The sequence below is a fragment of the Streptomyces sp. NBC_00096 genome (assembly GCF_045041305.1).
Taxonomy (GTDB): domain Bacteria; phylum Actinomycetota; class Actinomycetes; order Streptomycetales; family Streptomycetaceae; genus Streptomyces.
Map to the genome: position 1 here is coordinate 2,353,131 of NZ_CP108221.1, position 11,752 is coordinate 2,364,882.

Here is an 11,752-nt window from a genome sequence, read left to right on the forward strand (position 1 = left end):
GCACGCAACGCCCCGGGAGGCACGCACATGCCCAGCGACCCCGTCCAGGCCCTCACCGAGGAGCTGGTGGACCACCGGTTCAAGGGACTCCCCCCGGACGCCGGGCACGCGGGCCTCACCGTCGGGCAGCTCACCGCCGAGCGGCGCAACCTGCACACCGGCGGGTTCACCACGCCCGTCCTCACCCTCGACGCCGACGCGCTGAGCCACAACCTCGCCGCCCTCGAAAGCTACGCCGAGCGCCACGGCCTGGCCTTCGCCCCGCACGGCAAGACCTGCATGGCCCCCCAGCTGTTCCGGCGTCAGCTCGCCCGGGGCGCCTGGGGCATCACCGCGGCCGTCCCCCACCAGGCCCGCGTCTACCGCGCCTTCGGGATCCAGCGCATCTTCCTCGCCAACGAGCTCGTCGACGCCGCCGCCCTGCGCTGGGTCGCCGCCGAGCTCGCCGCCGACCCCGGCTTCCGGTTCGTCTGCTACGTGGACTCGGTGCGCGGGGTCCAGCTGATGGACCGGGCCCTCCAGGGGCAGCCCCGGCGCGTGGACGTGGTCGTGGAGCTCGGCGCCGGCGAGGGCGCCCGCACCGGGGCCCGCACCGACGAGGACTGCCGGGCCGTCGCCGACGCCGTGGCGGGCACGCGGACCCTGCGCCTGGTGGGCATCGCCGGGTACGAGGCCGAGGTGCCCGGCGCCGATCCGCAGTCCGTGCACGCGTACCTGCGCCGGCTGACCGGCCTGGCCGCCGAGTTCGACAAGGCCGGGCGGTTCGACGGCGCGGACGAGATCGTGGTCAGCGCCGGCGGCTCCGCCTGGTTCGACGCCGTCGCCGACGTCTTCGCCGAACTCCCGGAGCTGTCCCGGCCCACCCTGAAGCTGCTGCGCTCGGGGGCGTACGTCTCCCACGACCACGGCTGGTACACCCGGCTGACCCCCTTCAACCGGATCCCCGAGGAGGGCGGCCTGCGCCCCGCCTTCCGGCTCTGGGCGCAGGTCGTCTCCCGCCCCTCCCCCACCCAGGCGTTCGTCAACGCCGGCAAGCGCGACATCGCGTACGACCTCGGGCTGCCAGAGGTCGAGCTGGTGCGCGACCCGCTCAGCGGCGCCGAGCGCCCGGCCCCGGGCGTCCGCGTCGTCAAACTCTCCGACCAGCACGCCTGGCTGGAGACTGACACCGCCGAGGACCTGGAGGTCGGCGACTGGGTGGCGCTCGGCATGTCCCACCCGTGCACGATCTTCGAGAAGTGGCCGCTGATCCCGGTCGTGGAGGCCGACGGCACGGTCAGCGAGTACGTCCGCACCTTCTTCTAGAGGCGGCCATGGACCTGGTCATCCGCGGGGCCCGCGTCGTCGACGGCACGGGCGGGGCCCCGTACACCGCGGACGTCGCGGTCCACGAGGGCCGCATCGCCGGGATCGCCGAAGAGGGCCGGGCCGCCCGGATCGGCGGCGGGCCGCGGACCCTGGACGCCCACGGGCTCGTCCTCGCCCCGGGTTTCATCGACATGCACGCCCACAGCGACCTCGCCCTGCTCCGGGATCCGGACCACAGCGCCAAGGCCGCCCAGGGCGTGACCCTCGAAGTCCTCGGCCAGGACGGCCTGTCCTACGCTCCCGCCGACGAGCGCACGCTGACCCAGGTGCGGGCCGCCATCGCCGGCTGGAACGGCACGGGCGAGGACATCGACTTCGACTGGCGCACCGTCGGCGGGTACCTGGACCGGCTCGACGCGCAGGGCATCGCGGTGAACGCCGCCTACCTCGTCCCCCAGGGCACCGTGCGCGCCCACGTCGTCGGCTGGGACGACCGCCCCGCGACCCCCGCCGAGCTCGACCGGATGCGCGCCCTGGTCGCCGAAGGTCTCGCGCAGGGCGCCGTCGGCATGTCCTCGGGCCTCACCTACACCCCGGGCATGTACGCGTCCGGCGCCGAGCTGAGCGAGCTGTGCCGGGTGGTCGCGCGGTACGGGGGCTACTACTGCCCGCACCACCGGTCGTACGGCCGCGGCGCGCTCGCCGCCTACGCCGAGATGGTCGAGCTGACCCGGGAGGCCGGCTGCGCGCTGCACCTCGCGCACGCCACGATGAACTTCGGCGAGAACGCGGGCCGGGCCCCCGAGTTGCTCGCCCTGCTCGACGAGGCGCTGGCCGGCGGGGCCGACATCACCCTCGACAGCTACCCGTACACCCCCGGCTGCACCACCCTGGTCGCCCTGCTGCCCAGTTGGGCGGGCGAGGGCGGCCCCGACGCCGTCCTCGCCCGGCTGCGCGACGACACCGAGGCCGAGCGGATCCGGTACGCGCTGGAGGTGGAGGGCGCCGACGGCTGCCACGGGGTCCCGGTCGACTGGTCGACGATCGAGATCGCCGGGACCACGGATCCGGCCTACGGGGCGTACGTCGGCACCCGCCTGCGCGACTGGGACGCTGCCCGGCGGCTGCTGCTGGGCGACCGGCTCGGCCCGAGCATCCTGCAGCACGTCGGGCACGAGGAGAACGTCCGGGCGATCATGCGCCACCCGGTGCACACGGGTGGCTCGGACGGCATCCTGCAGGGCGCGAAACCGCATCCGCGGGCCTACGGCACCTTCCCGCACTACCTCGGGCACTACGTGCGCGAGCTGGGCGTCCTCTCCCTGGAGGAGTGCGTCGCCCACCTCTCCGGCCGCCCCGCCGCCCGGCTGCGGCTGCCGGACCGGGGTCTGGTGCGCGTGGGCCACCGGGCCGACCTGGTCCTCTTCGATCCGCTGACGGTCGCGGCCGGGTCCACGTACGAGCGCCCGCGCGCGCTGCCGCACGGGATCCCGTACGTCCTGATCGACGGGCGTTTCGTCATGCGGGAAGGGCGCAGGACGGACGTCCTCGCCGGCCGGGCCGTGCGCCGCACCCCGCACGGCGGCCGCTAGGCCGTCCCCCTCGAATCTTGCCGTTCGTACGGTTCTTCATATGAGCCGCCTACGATGAGCGACATGTTCGCCTTTGTCCCTGCCGCCCTCTTCCTCGCCCTCTTCGGGGTGAGCGTCCGGGCCGACCGCCGCCGCTTCCGCAACGCGGTCTACCTGGGCCTCACCTTCATATTCATGTCGATCGGCCTGCTCACCCTGGTCCCCGGCCTGCCCCACGGTCTCGGCGCGATGATCGTCGCGCTGGTCTTCCTGGTCCCCGCGCTCGGCACGGTCGCCCTCGGCGTCTTCCTGATCGGCAACGGGCTCACGATGGTCCGCAAGGAGGGCCGCCGCCCCGCCAACCTGCTCGCCTTCATGGCGGGGGTGGGGATCTTCGCACTGATCGCGTTCGTCCTGACCGTGGGCAACCAGGGTTCCCAGACGTGGGACGCGGTGGTGGGGGGCGTGGTCTTCCTCTCCGGGTACGTCTCCTTCCTCTTCCTCTGCTTCCTCGCCTACGCCTTCCTCTACGGCCGGATCAAGGTGCACGGGGACGTCGACTACGTGGTGATGCTCGGCTCCGGCCTCATCGGCGGCGACCGGGTCCCGCCGCTGCTGGCCTCCCGGCTGCGCAAGGGCCTGCAGATCCACGACGCGCAGATCGCCCGAGGCGGGCGGGTGCCGCTGCTGCTCACCTCGGGGGGCAAGGGGACGGACGAGAAGCTCGCGGAGGCGCGGGCGATGGCCGACTGGCTGATCGCCGAGGGGGCGCCCGAGGAGCACCTGCGGCTGGAGGACCGCTCCCGCACCACGGAGGAGAACCTCCGGTTCAGCCGGACGGTCATGGAGGCGGACGATCCCTCCTACCGCTGCGTGGTCGTCACCAACAACTTCCACGCCTTCCGCGCCGCGATGATGGCCCGCAAGGCCGGGGTCAACGGGCAGGTCCTGGGCTCGCCGACGGCGAAGTACTTCTGGCCGAGCGCGACGATCCGCGAGTTCGTGGCCGTGTTCTGGGAGCACAAGATCGTGAACCTGGGCATCTGCGGCTCGGTCGTCGCCCTGACCGCGGTGCTGGCGATCAACGCCGCCTGAGGCCCGGTCCCGGCAGGTCCCGCGGGCTCCGCGGCGCCGAGGTGCGTTCATGGGGGCGCGGCCGGAGGATGGGGCCAGGGGGACACCGCAGGAGGTAGCGATGGACAGTGAATCGGACCAGCAGCCCCAGCGCCCGGCCCACCTCTTCACGGGGTCTGAGCGCCCGTTCGACGCGGAAGACCTCGTGATGGCGAGCGGCCGCGAGCCGACTCCGGAGCGGCTCGAAAAGGCTCGCCTGCTGATCGAGAAGGAGGGCGCGAAGGCGCTCGAACGCTACCTCCCGTAGGCGGGGACCCGAAGACGGGGCGGGCGGGCCGGGGCGGCAGCGAGCAGCGGCTCCCGACCCGCCCGAGGTGCGTCACGGGCTGCGCGCATCCAGAATCGGTGGCTGCTCGTTAGCCGCGCGGGGGCCGATCCGAAGGACGACGCACGATGATGACCACCGGTCCCACCGGTACCACCGGTACCACCCGCACCCCCTCCCGCGCCCCCGTCGACTGGGACCACCCGGCCGACCCGCCGCCCGGCCGGCGGCTGGCGCAGGTACGCGCGTACGTGGACTCCTCCGGCGCCGACGGCCACCTCTGGCACGGTGTCCCGACGCTGCTGCTGACCACCCTCGACCGGTTCTCCGGCCGTCCCGTGCGCACCCCGCTGATCTACGGGAGGGACGAGGGCCGGCACATCGTCCTGGCGACCTCCGTCGAAGGCGTCGAGGGCATCCCCTCCTGGTACCGCAACATCACCGCCCGGCCCGAGGTCCGCCTCCAGGTCGGCGCCCTGACGGCGCAGGCCCGCGCCCGTACCGCGACCGCGCTGGAGCGGGAGACGTACTGGGAGGTCATGACCGCGCTGTGGCCCGCCTTCGAGGACCACCAGGCGGCGGCCGCCCCCCGGGAGATCCCCCTGGTCATCATCGACCGCTGATCGGGCGGGCCGATCGGGTGGGCTGATCGGGCGGCGCCTGGCCGTCGGCTCGATGGTCGCGCAGGCCGGCTGCGTCCTCGGCATGGCGTTCTTCCTGGGCCACGGCATCTGGATCACCGCCGTGCTCTACGGGCTCCAGGGCCTCGGCAACACCCTCTGGCCGCCGGCCCGCCAGCAGTGGCTGTACGGGGTGGTGGCGCCGGAGTCCCGGCCCGCCGCCAACGCCCGGCTGGGCTCCGTCTCGGGAACCATGACCGTCGTCGGAGCCTCGCGCGCTGTACGTGACGGACGGGAGCGCCGTCATCCTCGGCACGGTGCTGGCCGCCAGGATCGCGGTGCGCCGCCACCTGTCCGCCTACACCGCGGCCTACGTGTTCCAGGGGCTGGCCCGGGGCGCCTTCTTCCTCGCGGGCCACCCGGTCGTGGCGGTCGCACTGCTGGGCGTGATGCGGCTGGCCAGCGGCGTGGTCATCGCACTGGACACCACCATCCTGCTGGCCACCGTCCCCGCGGCCGTGCGCGGCCGGGTCTCCAGCCTGCACATGACCACCTACGGCGCGATGGCCCGCGTCTCCCTCGCCCTCTTCGCAGCCCTGCTCCTCGTCTCGGACGTACGGACCGTCGGCGTCTGCACGGGCGCCGCGTCGGTGGCGCTCGGCGCGCTCTGGTGGCACCGCCGCGACCCCGAGGCCTTCCGCGGCTACCGGGCGGCCGTGACGGCCCGGCGCCACCCGGCCGACGCGACGACCCCCGCCGCCGGATCCGGCCCCTCCGGCGTCTGAGGAGCGGCATCGCCGGACGGCACCCGCCGCACGGGGCTTGTGACCCCACCCTTCAGGTCGAAGGTCCACAGTCTGTCCGACCGTGGGTTTATGTGGTTTTAACCGTGTTACAACTGGAATACCGCGCCACAAATGGCGCAATTTCCTTCGCTGTTGCCCAGCCCACACAAGCGCTGCCTGCCTTGGCAACACACCCCGTTTCCCCTGGAGGAAGCAACGTGAGTACCGCCGAGCAGACGGCCCCGTCTGCCCAGAAGAAGAACTCCGCCGCGATGGCGGTCATGCAGCGCCTCGGCCGCAGCCTCATGCTGCCGATCGCCGTGCTGCCGGCCGCCGCGCTGCTGATGCGCTTCGGCCAGGGCGACATGCTGGGCAGCAAGTCACTGCCGAGCTGGTGCAACGAGATCGCCAAGTACATGGCCGCCGGTGGTGACGCGATCTTCGCCAACCTGGCGCTGCTCTTCGCCGTGGGCATCGCGGTCGGCTACGCGAAGAAGGCCGACGGCTCCACCGGCCTCGCCGCCGTCGCGGGCTACCTCGTCTTCGCCAAGGTGCTGGGCACCTTCACCGACGGCAGCGTGCCGAAGATCGAGGCGGTCGTCGACCACAAGGTCGCCCTGGTCGAGGCGCCCGTCAACGCCGGTGTCCTCGGCGGCGTCGTCATGGGCATCGTCGTCGCCCTGCTGTTCCAGAAGTTCTACCGGACCAAGCTGCCGGACTGGGCGGGCTTCTTCGGCGGCCGCCGCCTGGTCCCGATCCTGTCCTCCCTCGCGGGTCTGGTCATCGGCATCGTCATGGGTCTGATCTGGCCGGTGCTCGGCAAGGGCATCCACGGTCTCGGTGAGTGGCTGGTCAACTCCGGCGCCGTCGGCGCGGGCATCTTCGGTGTCGCCAACCGCGCGCTGATCCCCGTGGGCATGCACCACCTCCTGAACTCCTTCCCGTGGTTCCAGGCGGGCGAGTTCGACGGCAAGCACGGCGACATCGCCCGCTTCCTCGCCGGCGACCCGAGCGCCGGACAGTTCATGACCGGCTTCTTCCCGATCATGATGTTCGCCCTCCCGGCGGCCTGCCTCGCGATCGTCCACTGCGCGCGCCCCGAGCGCCGCAAGGTCGTGGGCGGCATGATGTTCTCCCTCGCGCTCACCGCCTTCGTCACGGGCATCACCGAGCCGATCGAGTTCACCTTCATGTTCATCGCCCCGGTGCTCTACGCGATCCACGCGGTCCTGACCGGCGTCTCGATGGCCCTGACCTGGGCGCTCGGAATGAAGGACGGCTTCGGCTTCTCGGCCGGCGCGATCGACTTCTTCCTCAACCTGGGCATCGCGTCCAACCCGTGGGGCCTGGCCGGCATCGGCCTCTGCTTCGCGGCGCTCTACTACTTCATCTTCCGCTTCGCGATCACCAAGTGGAACCTCCCCACGCCGGGCCGCGAGTCCGACGAGGAGCTCGCCGAGATCCTGAAGGCCGAGGCGAAGTAACCGTGCCCGCGCAGCGCACTCCCGGACAGGGAATGCCTCGCGAGGAACGCCGGGAGCTGATCGCCGGCGCGGCACGGACCAAGGGCCACGTCTGGGTCGCGGACCTGGTACGGGAACTGGGCGTCAGCCGGATGACGATCCACCGGGACCTCCAGCACCTGGACGCCCAGGGCCGGATCCGCCGGATCCGCTCCGGAGCGACCTCGACGGCCTGACGGCCCGATGGCCCGACGGCCCTACGACGTGACGGCCCGACCGGCCCGACAAGCCCGACGGCCCGGTCAGCACCCCGAAAGCAGGGGCGGGGCACCACCGACCGACGGTGGTGCCCCGCCCCTTTTCCGCCTTCCCGTGGCCTCAGGCCGCCCCGAGCAGCCTCCGCCACCGCGCGCGCTCCGTGACCAGGCAGGCGGCGGCCAGGGCCGTCACCGCGGCCGCCGCCCGTACCGTCCATCTCCCGCGCCCCCACCCCTTCTTGATCACCGTCGCGCGCCGCGCACACCCTAAATGCGGGCGGGGTGACGAGCGCAACACCGGTCCGGCCGCCTCCTCCGGCGCCATCCGTTCCGCAGGTCGCAGCGGCGGACCGGCCCCGGTTTCCAAGGGTGTGCGGCGCTCACACCCAGCCTTCGCGCGAAAGGGGACATATCGGTCCGCGCTCCATGCCTCTCCGGCGGCCCTAATAGCGGGGCGCGCCCGCATCCGGACCCGTAAGCTCCCGTCATGCAGGTGATCCAGTCAACGAAACTCGCCAATGTCTGCTACGAGATCCGCGGACCCGTCCTCGAAGAGGCGATGCGGCTCGAAGCGGCAGGTCATCGCATCCTCAAGCTCAACACCGGCAACCCCGCGGCCTTCGGCTTCGAGTGCCCGCCGGAGATCCTTGAGGACATGCTCCGCAACCTGGGCAACGCCCACGGCTACGGGGACGCGAAGGGACTGCTGTCGGCGCGCCGCGCGGTGATGCAGCACTACCAGACCAAGGGCATCGACCTGGACGTCGAGGACGTCTACATCGGCAACGGCGTCTCCGAGCTGATCCAGATGTCCATGCAGGCGCTGCTCGACGACGGCGACGAGGTGCTCGTCCCGGCGCCGGACTATCCGCTGTGGACCGCCTCCGTCTCGCTGGCCGGCGGCACCGCCGTGCACTACCGCTGCGACGAGCAGTCCGACTGGATGCCGGACCTCGCCGACATCGAGCGCAAGGTCACCGACCGGACCCGCGCGATCGTGATCATCAACCCGAACAACCCGACCGGCGCCGTCTACGACGACGAGATGCTGCGCGGACTGACGGACATCGCCCGCCGCCACAACCTGATCGTGTGCTCGGACGAGATCTACGACCGGATCCTCTACGACGGCGCCACGCACACGAACACCGCCGCCATCGCGCCGGACCTGCTGACCCTGACCTTCAACGGGCTCTCCAAGAACTACCGCGTCGCCGGTTACCGCTCCGGCTGGATGGCGGTCTGCGGGCCCAAGAAGCACGCCTCCTCGTACATCGAGGGCCTGACGATCCTGGCGAACATGCGGCTCTGCGCCAACATGCCCTCCCAGCACGCCATCGCCACCGCGCTCGGCGGGCGGCAGTCGATCAACGACCTGGTGCTGCCCGGCGGGCGGATCCTGGAGCAGCGCGACACGGCGTACGACCTGCTGACGCAGATCCCGGGCATCACCTGCGTGAAGCCCAAGGGCGCGCTGTACCTCTTCCCGAAGCTGGACCCGTCCGTCTACAAGATCAAGGACGACCGGCAGATGGTCCTCGACCTGCTGCGCGAGGAAAAGATCATGGTCGTGCACGGTACGGGCTTCAACTGGCCCGAGCCCGACCACTTCCGCATCGTGACACTGCCGAACGCGAAGGACCTGGCCGACGCGGTCACCCGGATCGGGAACTTCCTCGACGGCTACGGCCAGCCGTAGGCCGCGGGCCGGTGGAGCGGACCGCGGCCGTCAGGCGCCAGTCGCCGGGCGTCAGCCGTCGGTCCGCTCCAGGACCGTCCGGTACAGGCGGTCGATGAGGTACCCCTTGCGCTCGATCGTCACGTCGAAGTACCGCGCGCTGCGCTCGGAGCGGCACACGGCGTGCACCGCCGCCTTCGCCTCCCGCTTCAGCGCGACCGCTTGCGCCGCGAGCGACACGAGCGTCCGCGGCAGGTCGCGGTGGCCGAGCACGAAGGACTTCAGCCGCTCGCCCGACAGCTCGCCCGAGGCCCGCTGGGCGTCGGGCGCGGAGTCGAGCAGTTCGAGGAGGACCCGGTTGCTCAACTGGTCGAAGTCCTCGTGGGTGCGGGCGAAGCCGAGCTCCGGCACGAAGCCGGTCAGGTCGTTGAACAGCTGGCTGGCCAGCCCGAGCCCGCGCATCGCCTCGTCCAGGGCGTGCCGCTCCTCCTCCACGACGCCCAGGGCCGCCATCGCCGCGTCCAGGGGCATCCGGAACAGGGTCCCCGTCTTGAGCGCGGCCACCGACTCCCAGAACTCCACCCGCTCGGCGCGGGGCGCGGCCATCAGCTCGGCGCGGGTGCGGGAGGTGCGCGTGGAGATGTCCACGGCCTGGCCGGTGAGGCCCTGGCCGACCGCCCGCAGCAGGCTCCGTACGACGGCCGGCTCGGCCGCGTGCTCCAGTGCGGCGGTGATCAGCAGGGTTCCGGTGTTGAGGGCGAGCGGCACCCCGTGGGTGACGTGGAGCGCGGGCTCGCCGTAGCGCATGCCGCTGCCGTCCTGGATGTCGTCGATCGCGACGGCGGCCTTCAGCAGGACGCGTACCGCCACGGCGGCGCGGCGGACGGCCGCCAGGTCGGCCGGGGAGCCCGCTTCGCCCGCCTCGTCCGCCTCGCCGGGGAAGCCCCGGTAGTTGCGGTAGGCCCAGTACACCATCGAGGGGCGCAGCGGGGCCGGGCCCGCGGGCGCCCCGGCGGTGGGCGCCAGCGCCTCCTGGCCCACCTTGGATCCGACGGCGTCGGCGACCGGGGTGTACAGGGAGCGGAGCAGCGCCGCGTCGTACGCGGATGCCGCGGGGCCCGCAGTGACCAGCGAGCCGAGGAAGGCGGCCAGATCCTCTTCGAGCAGGGCCGCGTCGCCCCGCACCACCGCTTCCACGCCCGACACGTCCACCGTCGCAGTCACTCCGCACGCTCCCGAGCATCACCACCGGCCGCGTCCGCACGCGCTGCTCCGCGGATACGGGCCCAAAGTACAAGATGATGATCGTTACGCCCGGGTACGACAAGACGGATTTGCGCCGACACCCAGGAGCAAGATTCAGCTCAACTTTAGAACGAATCCAATGTAGGATGGTCTCCTGACCACGCAGGAGGCCCCCATGTACGAGCCGATTCGCACCAAGGCGGTCGACCCCCGCATAGGCGTCCACCGCAGCGACTACCCCCGCAGCAGCCGCTCGGAAGCCCTGGACATCCAGCTCGGCGGGCACCTCGCCGCGCTGCTCACCGTCACCGACGAGCTCGGCCTCGACGGGGCCGCCGCCGAAATCGCCGCCCAGGTGACCCGCCTGCGCGGGTCGCAGCCCGCGCGCGCGTCCCGGCGGGCCGGCTCCGACGAGGCCTCGCTGCACCGGCGGGCCCATGACCTCGCGGCCCGCGCCCTGCTCGTCGCCGCGTCCCGCGCCGACACCACGGTCGCGATCCTCGCCGCCGAGCGGATGGACGCGCACGCCGCCGCGCTCGACTTCGCCGGCGCCCACTGACGGCCCCGGTCCGGGGCCGCGGAGGCCCCGGACCGGGCGCCACCCCCTCCGGGGTCGGCCCGGGTCCCACCCACCTCGGCCCAGCCCTACCTTCCCCGGCCCGCCCGTCCACCTCGGCCGCGCCGGGCCCGGCCCGCCTGAGGCCAGGCCTGCCCGCCGGGGTCCTTGCCCGCCCCGGCTCCGCCGGCCCAGCCTGCCCGCGTCGACCCGGCTTGCCTTGCCCGGCCTGCCTGCCTGCCTAGGCCCGGCCTGAACTTGCCTGGCCCGCCTGGGCCCTGCCGCGCCCTACCTGGCCCGGGCTGCCCTGTCCACCTCGGCCGCGCCTTGCCCGGCCCGCCTGAGGCCTGCTCGGACTTGCCCCCTGGCGGGTGGATCGCCCGGCGGACGGACGGGGCCCTGCGGACGGACTGCCTGTCTGCCGGCTGCCCTGCGGGGCTGTCCCCTACCCGCCCTTCCACCGTTCCCCGGGCGCCGCCCGGACCCCGGTCCTCAAACGCCGGACGGGCTGGAACGGCCGAACACCGCACTGACCCACCCCTCAGCGGACCCGAACGCCCGCAGGGCAAATCCAGCCCCGCCGGCGATTGAGGCGCGGGGCCCGGGCCGAGCCCCAAGAAACCCGGGCTGCGCCCGGACCCGAACACCACGCACCGGACCGGCTGAGATTGCCGAGCGTCGGGCCACCCCCAGCGGACCCGAACACCCGGAGGGCAAACCCAGCCCGCCGGCGATTGAGGCGCGGGGCCGGGGCCGAGCCCCAGGAAATCCGGACTGCGCCCGGACCCGAACACCACACTCCGGACCGGCTCGAAGAGCGCCCCCGGGCTCTGCCCGGACCGGGCCTCAAACGCCGGACGGGCTGAGACT

At 72.7% G+C, this 11,752-nt stretch carries 11 protein-coding genes; 10 read left to right on the forward strand and 1 reads right to left on the reverse strand.

Annotated elements, in window-relative coordinates:
• The first annotated feature begins 27 nt into the window (after window positions 1–27).
• The 9 genes from OG904_RS10015 to OG904_RS10055 all read left to right on the forward strand — a co-directional run bounded on the left by OG904_RS10015 (window position 28) and on the right by OG904_RS10055 (window position 9,102).
• Window positions 28–1,305 carry an amino acid deaminase gene (locus OG904_RS10015; protein ID WP_405489481.1) on the forward strand — a complete coding sequence of 426 codons (1,278 nt, stop codon included), beginning with the start codon at window positions 28–30 and terminating at the stop codon, window positions 1,303–1,305.
• A gap of 8 nt (window positions 1,306–1,313) precedes the next feature.
• Window positions 1,314–2,900, forward strand: coding sequence for an amidohydrolase family protein (locus OG904_RS10020; RefSeq protein ID WP_405489483.1), 1,587 nt, complete (start codon window positions 1,314–1,316; stop codon window positions 2,898–2,900).
• 63 nt (window positions 2,901–2,963) lie between these two features.
• Window positions 2,964–3,974 (forward strand): YdcF family protein, encoded by a 1,011-nt coding sequence (locus OG904_RS10025; protein WP_405489485.1) that lies wholly within the window; start codon window positions 2,964–2,966, stop codon window positions 3,972–3,974.
• A gap of 100 nt (window positions 3,975–4,074) precedes the next feature.
• Window positions 4,075–4,260, forward strand: a complete 186-nt coding sequence (locus OG904_RS10030) for a hypothetical protein (protein WP_405489487.1) — start codon at window positions 4,075–4,077, stop codon at window positions 4,258–4,260.
• Between the two features lie 146 nt (window positions 4,261–4,406).
• Window positions 4,407–4,901 (forward strand): nitroreductase/quinone reductase family protein, encoded by a 495-nt coding sequence (locus OG904_RS10035; protein WP_405489489.1) that lies wholly within the window; start codon window positions 4,407–4,409, stop codon window positions 4,899–4,901.
• Window positions 4,902–5,182: 281 nt separating this feature from the next.
• Window positions 5,183–5,683, forward strand: a complete 501-nt coding sequence (locus tag OG904_RS10040) for a hypothetical protein (RefSeq protein WP_405489491.1) — start codon at window positions 5,183–5,185, stop codon at window positions 5,681–5,683.
• 272 nt (window positions 5,684–5,955) lie between these two features.
• Window positions 5,956–7,167, forward strand: a complete 1,212-nt coding sequence (locus OG904_RS10045) for a PTS transporter subunit EIIC (protein ID WP_405497910.1) — start codon at window positions 5,956–5,958, stop codon at window positions 7,165–7,167.
• A 32-nt stretch (window positions 7,168–7,199) separates the two neighbouring features.
• On the forward strand, window positions 7,200–7,382 hold the full coding sequence (locus tag OG904_RS10050) for a DeoR family transcriptional regulator (RefSeq protein WP_405489493.1): 183 nt from the start codon (window positions 7,200–7,202) through the stop codon (window positions 7,380–7,382).
• Between the two features lie 508 nt (window positions 7,383–7,890).
• Window positions 7,891–9,102, forward strand: coding sequence for a pyridoxal phosphate-dependent aminotransferase (locus tag OG904_RS10055; protein ID WP_405489495.1), 1,212 nt, complete (start codon window positions 7,891–7,893; stop codon window positions 9,100–9,102).
• A 51-nt stretch (window positions 9,103–9,153) separates the two neighbouring features.
• On the opposite strand, the gene OG904_RS10060 is transcribed toward OG904_RS10055, so the two are convergent.
• On the reverse strand, window positions 9,154–10,305 hold the full coding sequence (locus tag OG904_RS10060; RefSeq protein WP_405489497.1) for a polyprenyl synthetase family protein: 1,152 nt from the start codon (window positions 10,303–10,305) through the stop codon (window positions 9,154–9,156).
• Window positions 10,306–10,501: 196 nt separating this feature from the next.
• On the opposite strand from OG904_RS10060, the gene OG904_RS10065 reads away from it, so the two are divergent.
• Window positions 10,502–10,885, forward strand: coding sequence for a hypothetical protein (locus OG904_RS10065; protein WP_405489499.1), 384 nt, complete (start codon window positions 10,502–10,504; stop codon window positions 10,883–10,885).
• The last annotated feature ends 867 nt before the right edge of the window (window positions 10,886–11,752 follow it).

Coding starts and splice junctions, on each gene's coding strand:
- OG904_RS10015 (WP_405489481.1), top strand. CDS start 28: ATGCCCAGCGACCCCGTCCAGGCCCTCACCGAGGAGCTGGTGGACCAC.
- OG904_RS10020 (WP_405489483.1), top strand. CDS start 1,314: ATGGACCTGGTCATCCGCGGGGCCCGCGTCGTCGACGGCACGGGCGGG.
- OG904_RS10025 (WP_405489485.1), top strand. CDS start 2,964: ATGTTCGCCTTTGTCCCTGCCGCCCTCTTCCTCGCCCTCTTCGGGGTG.
- OG904_RS10030 (WP_405489487.1), top strand. CDS start 4,075: ATGGACAGTGAATCGGACCAGCAGCCCCAGCGCCCGGCCCACCTCTTC.
- OG904_RS10035 (WP_405489489.1), top strand. CDS start 4,407: ATGATGACCACCGGTCCCACCGGTACCACCGGTACCACCCGCACCCCC.
- OG904_RS10045 (WP_405497910.1), top strand. CDS start 5,956: ATGGCGGTCATGCAGCGCCTCGGCCGCAGCCTCATGCTGCCGATCGCC.
- OG904_RS10050 (WP_405489493.1), top strand. CDS start 7,200: ATGCCTCGCGAGGAACGCCGGGAGCTGATCGCCGGCGCGGCACGGACC.
- OG904_RS10055 (WP_405489495.1), top strand. CDS start 7,891: ATGCAGGTGATCCAGTCAACGAAACTCGCCAATGTCTGCTACGAGATC.
- OG904_RS10065 (WP_405489499.1), top strand. CDS start 10,502: ATGTACGAGCCGATTCGCACCAAGGCGGTCGACCCCCGCATAGGCGTC.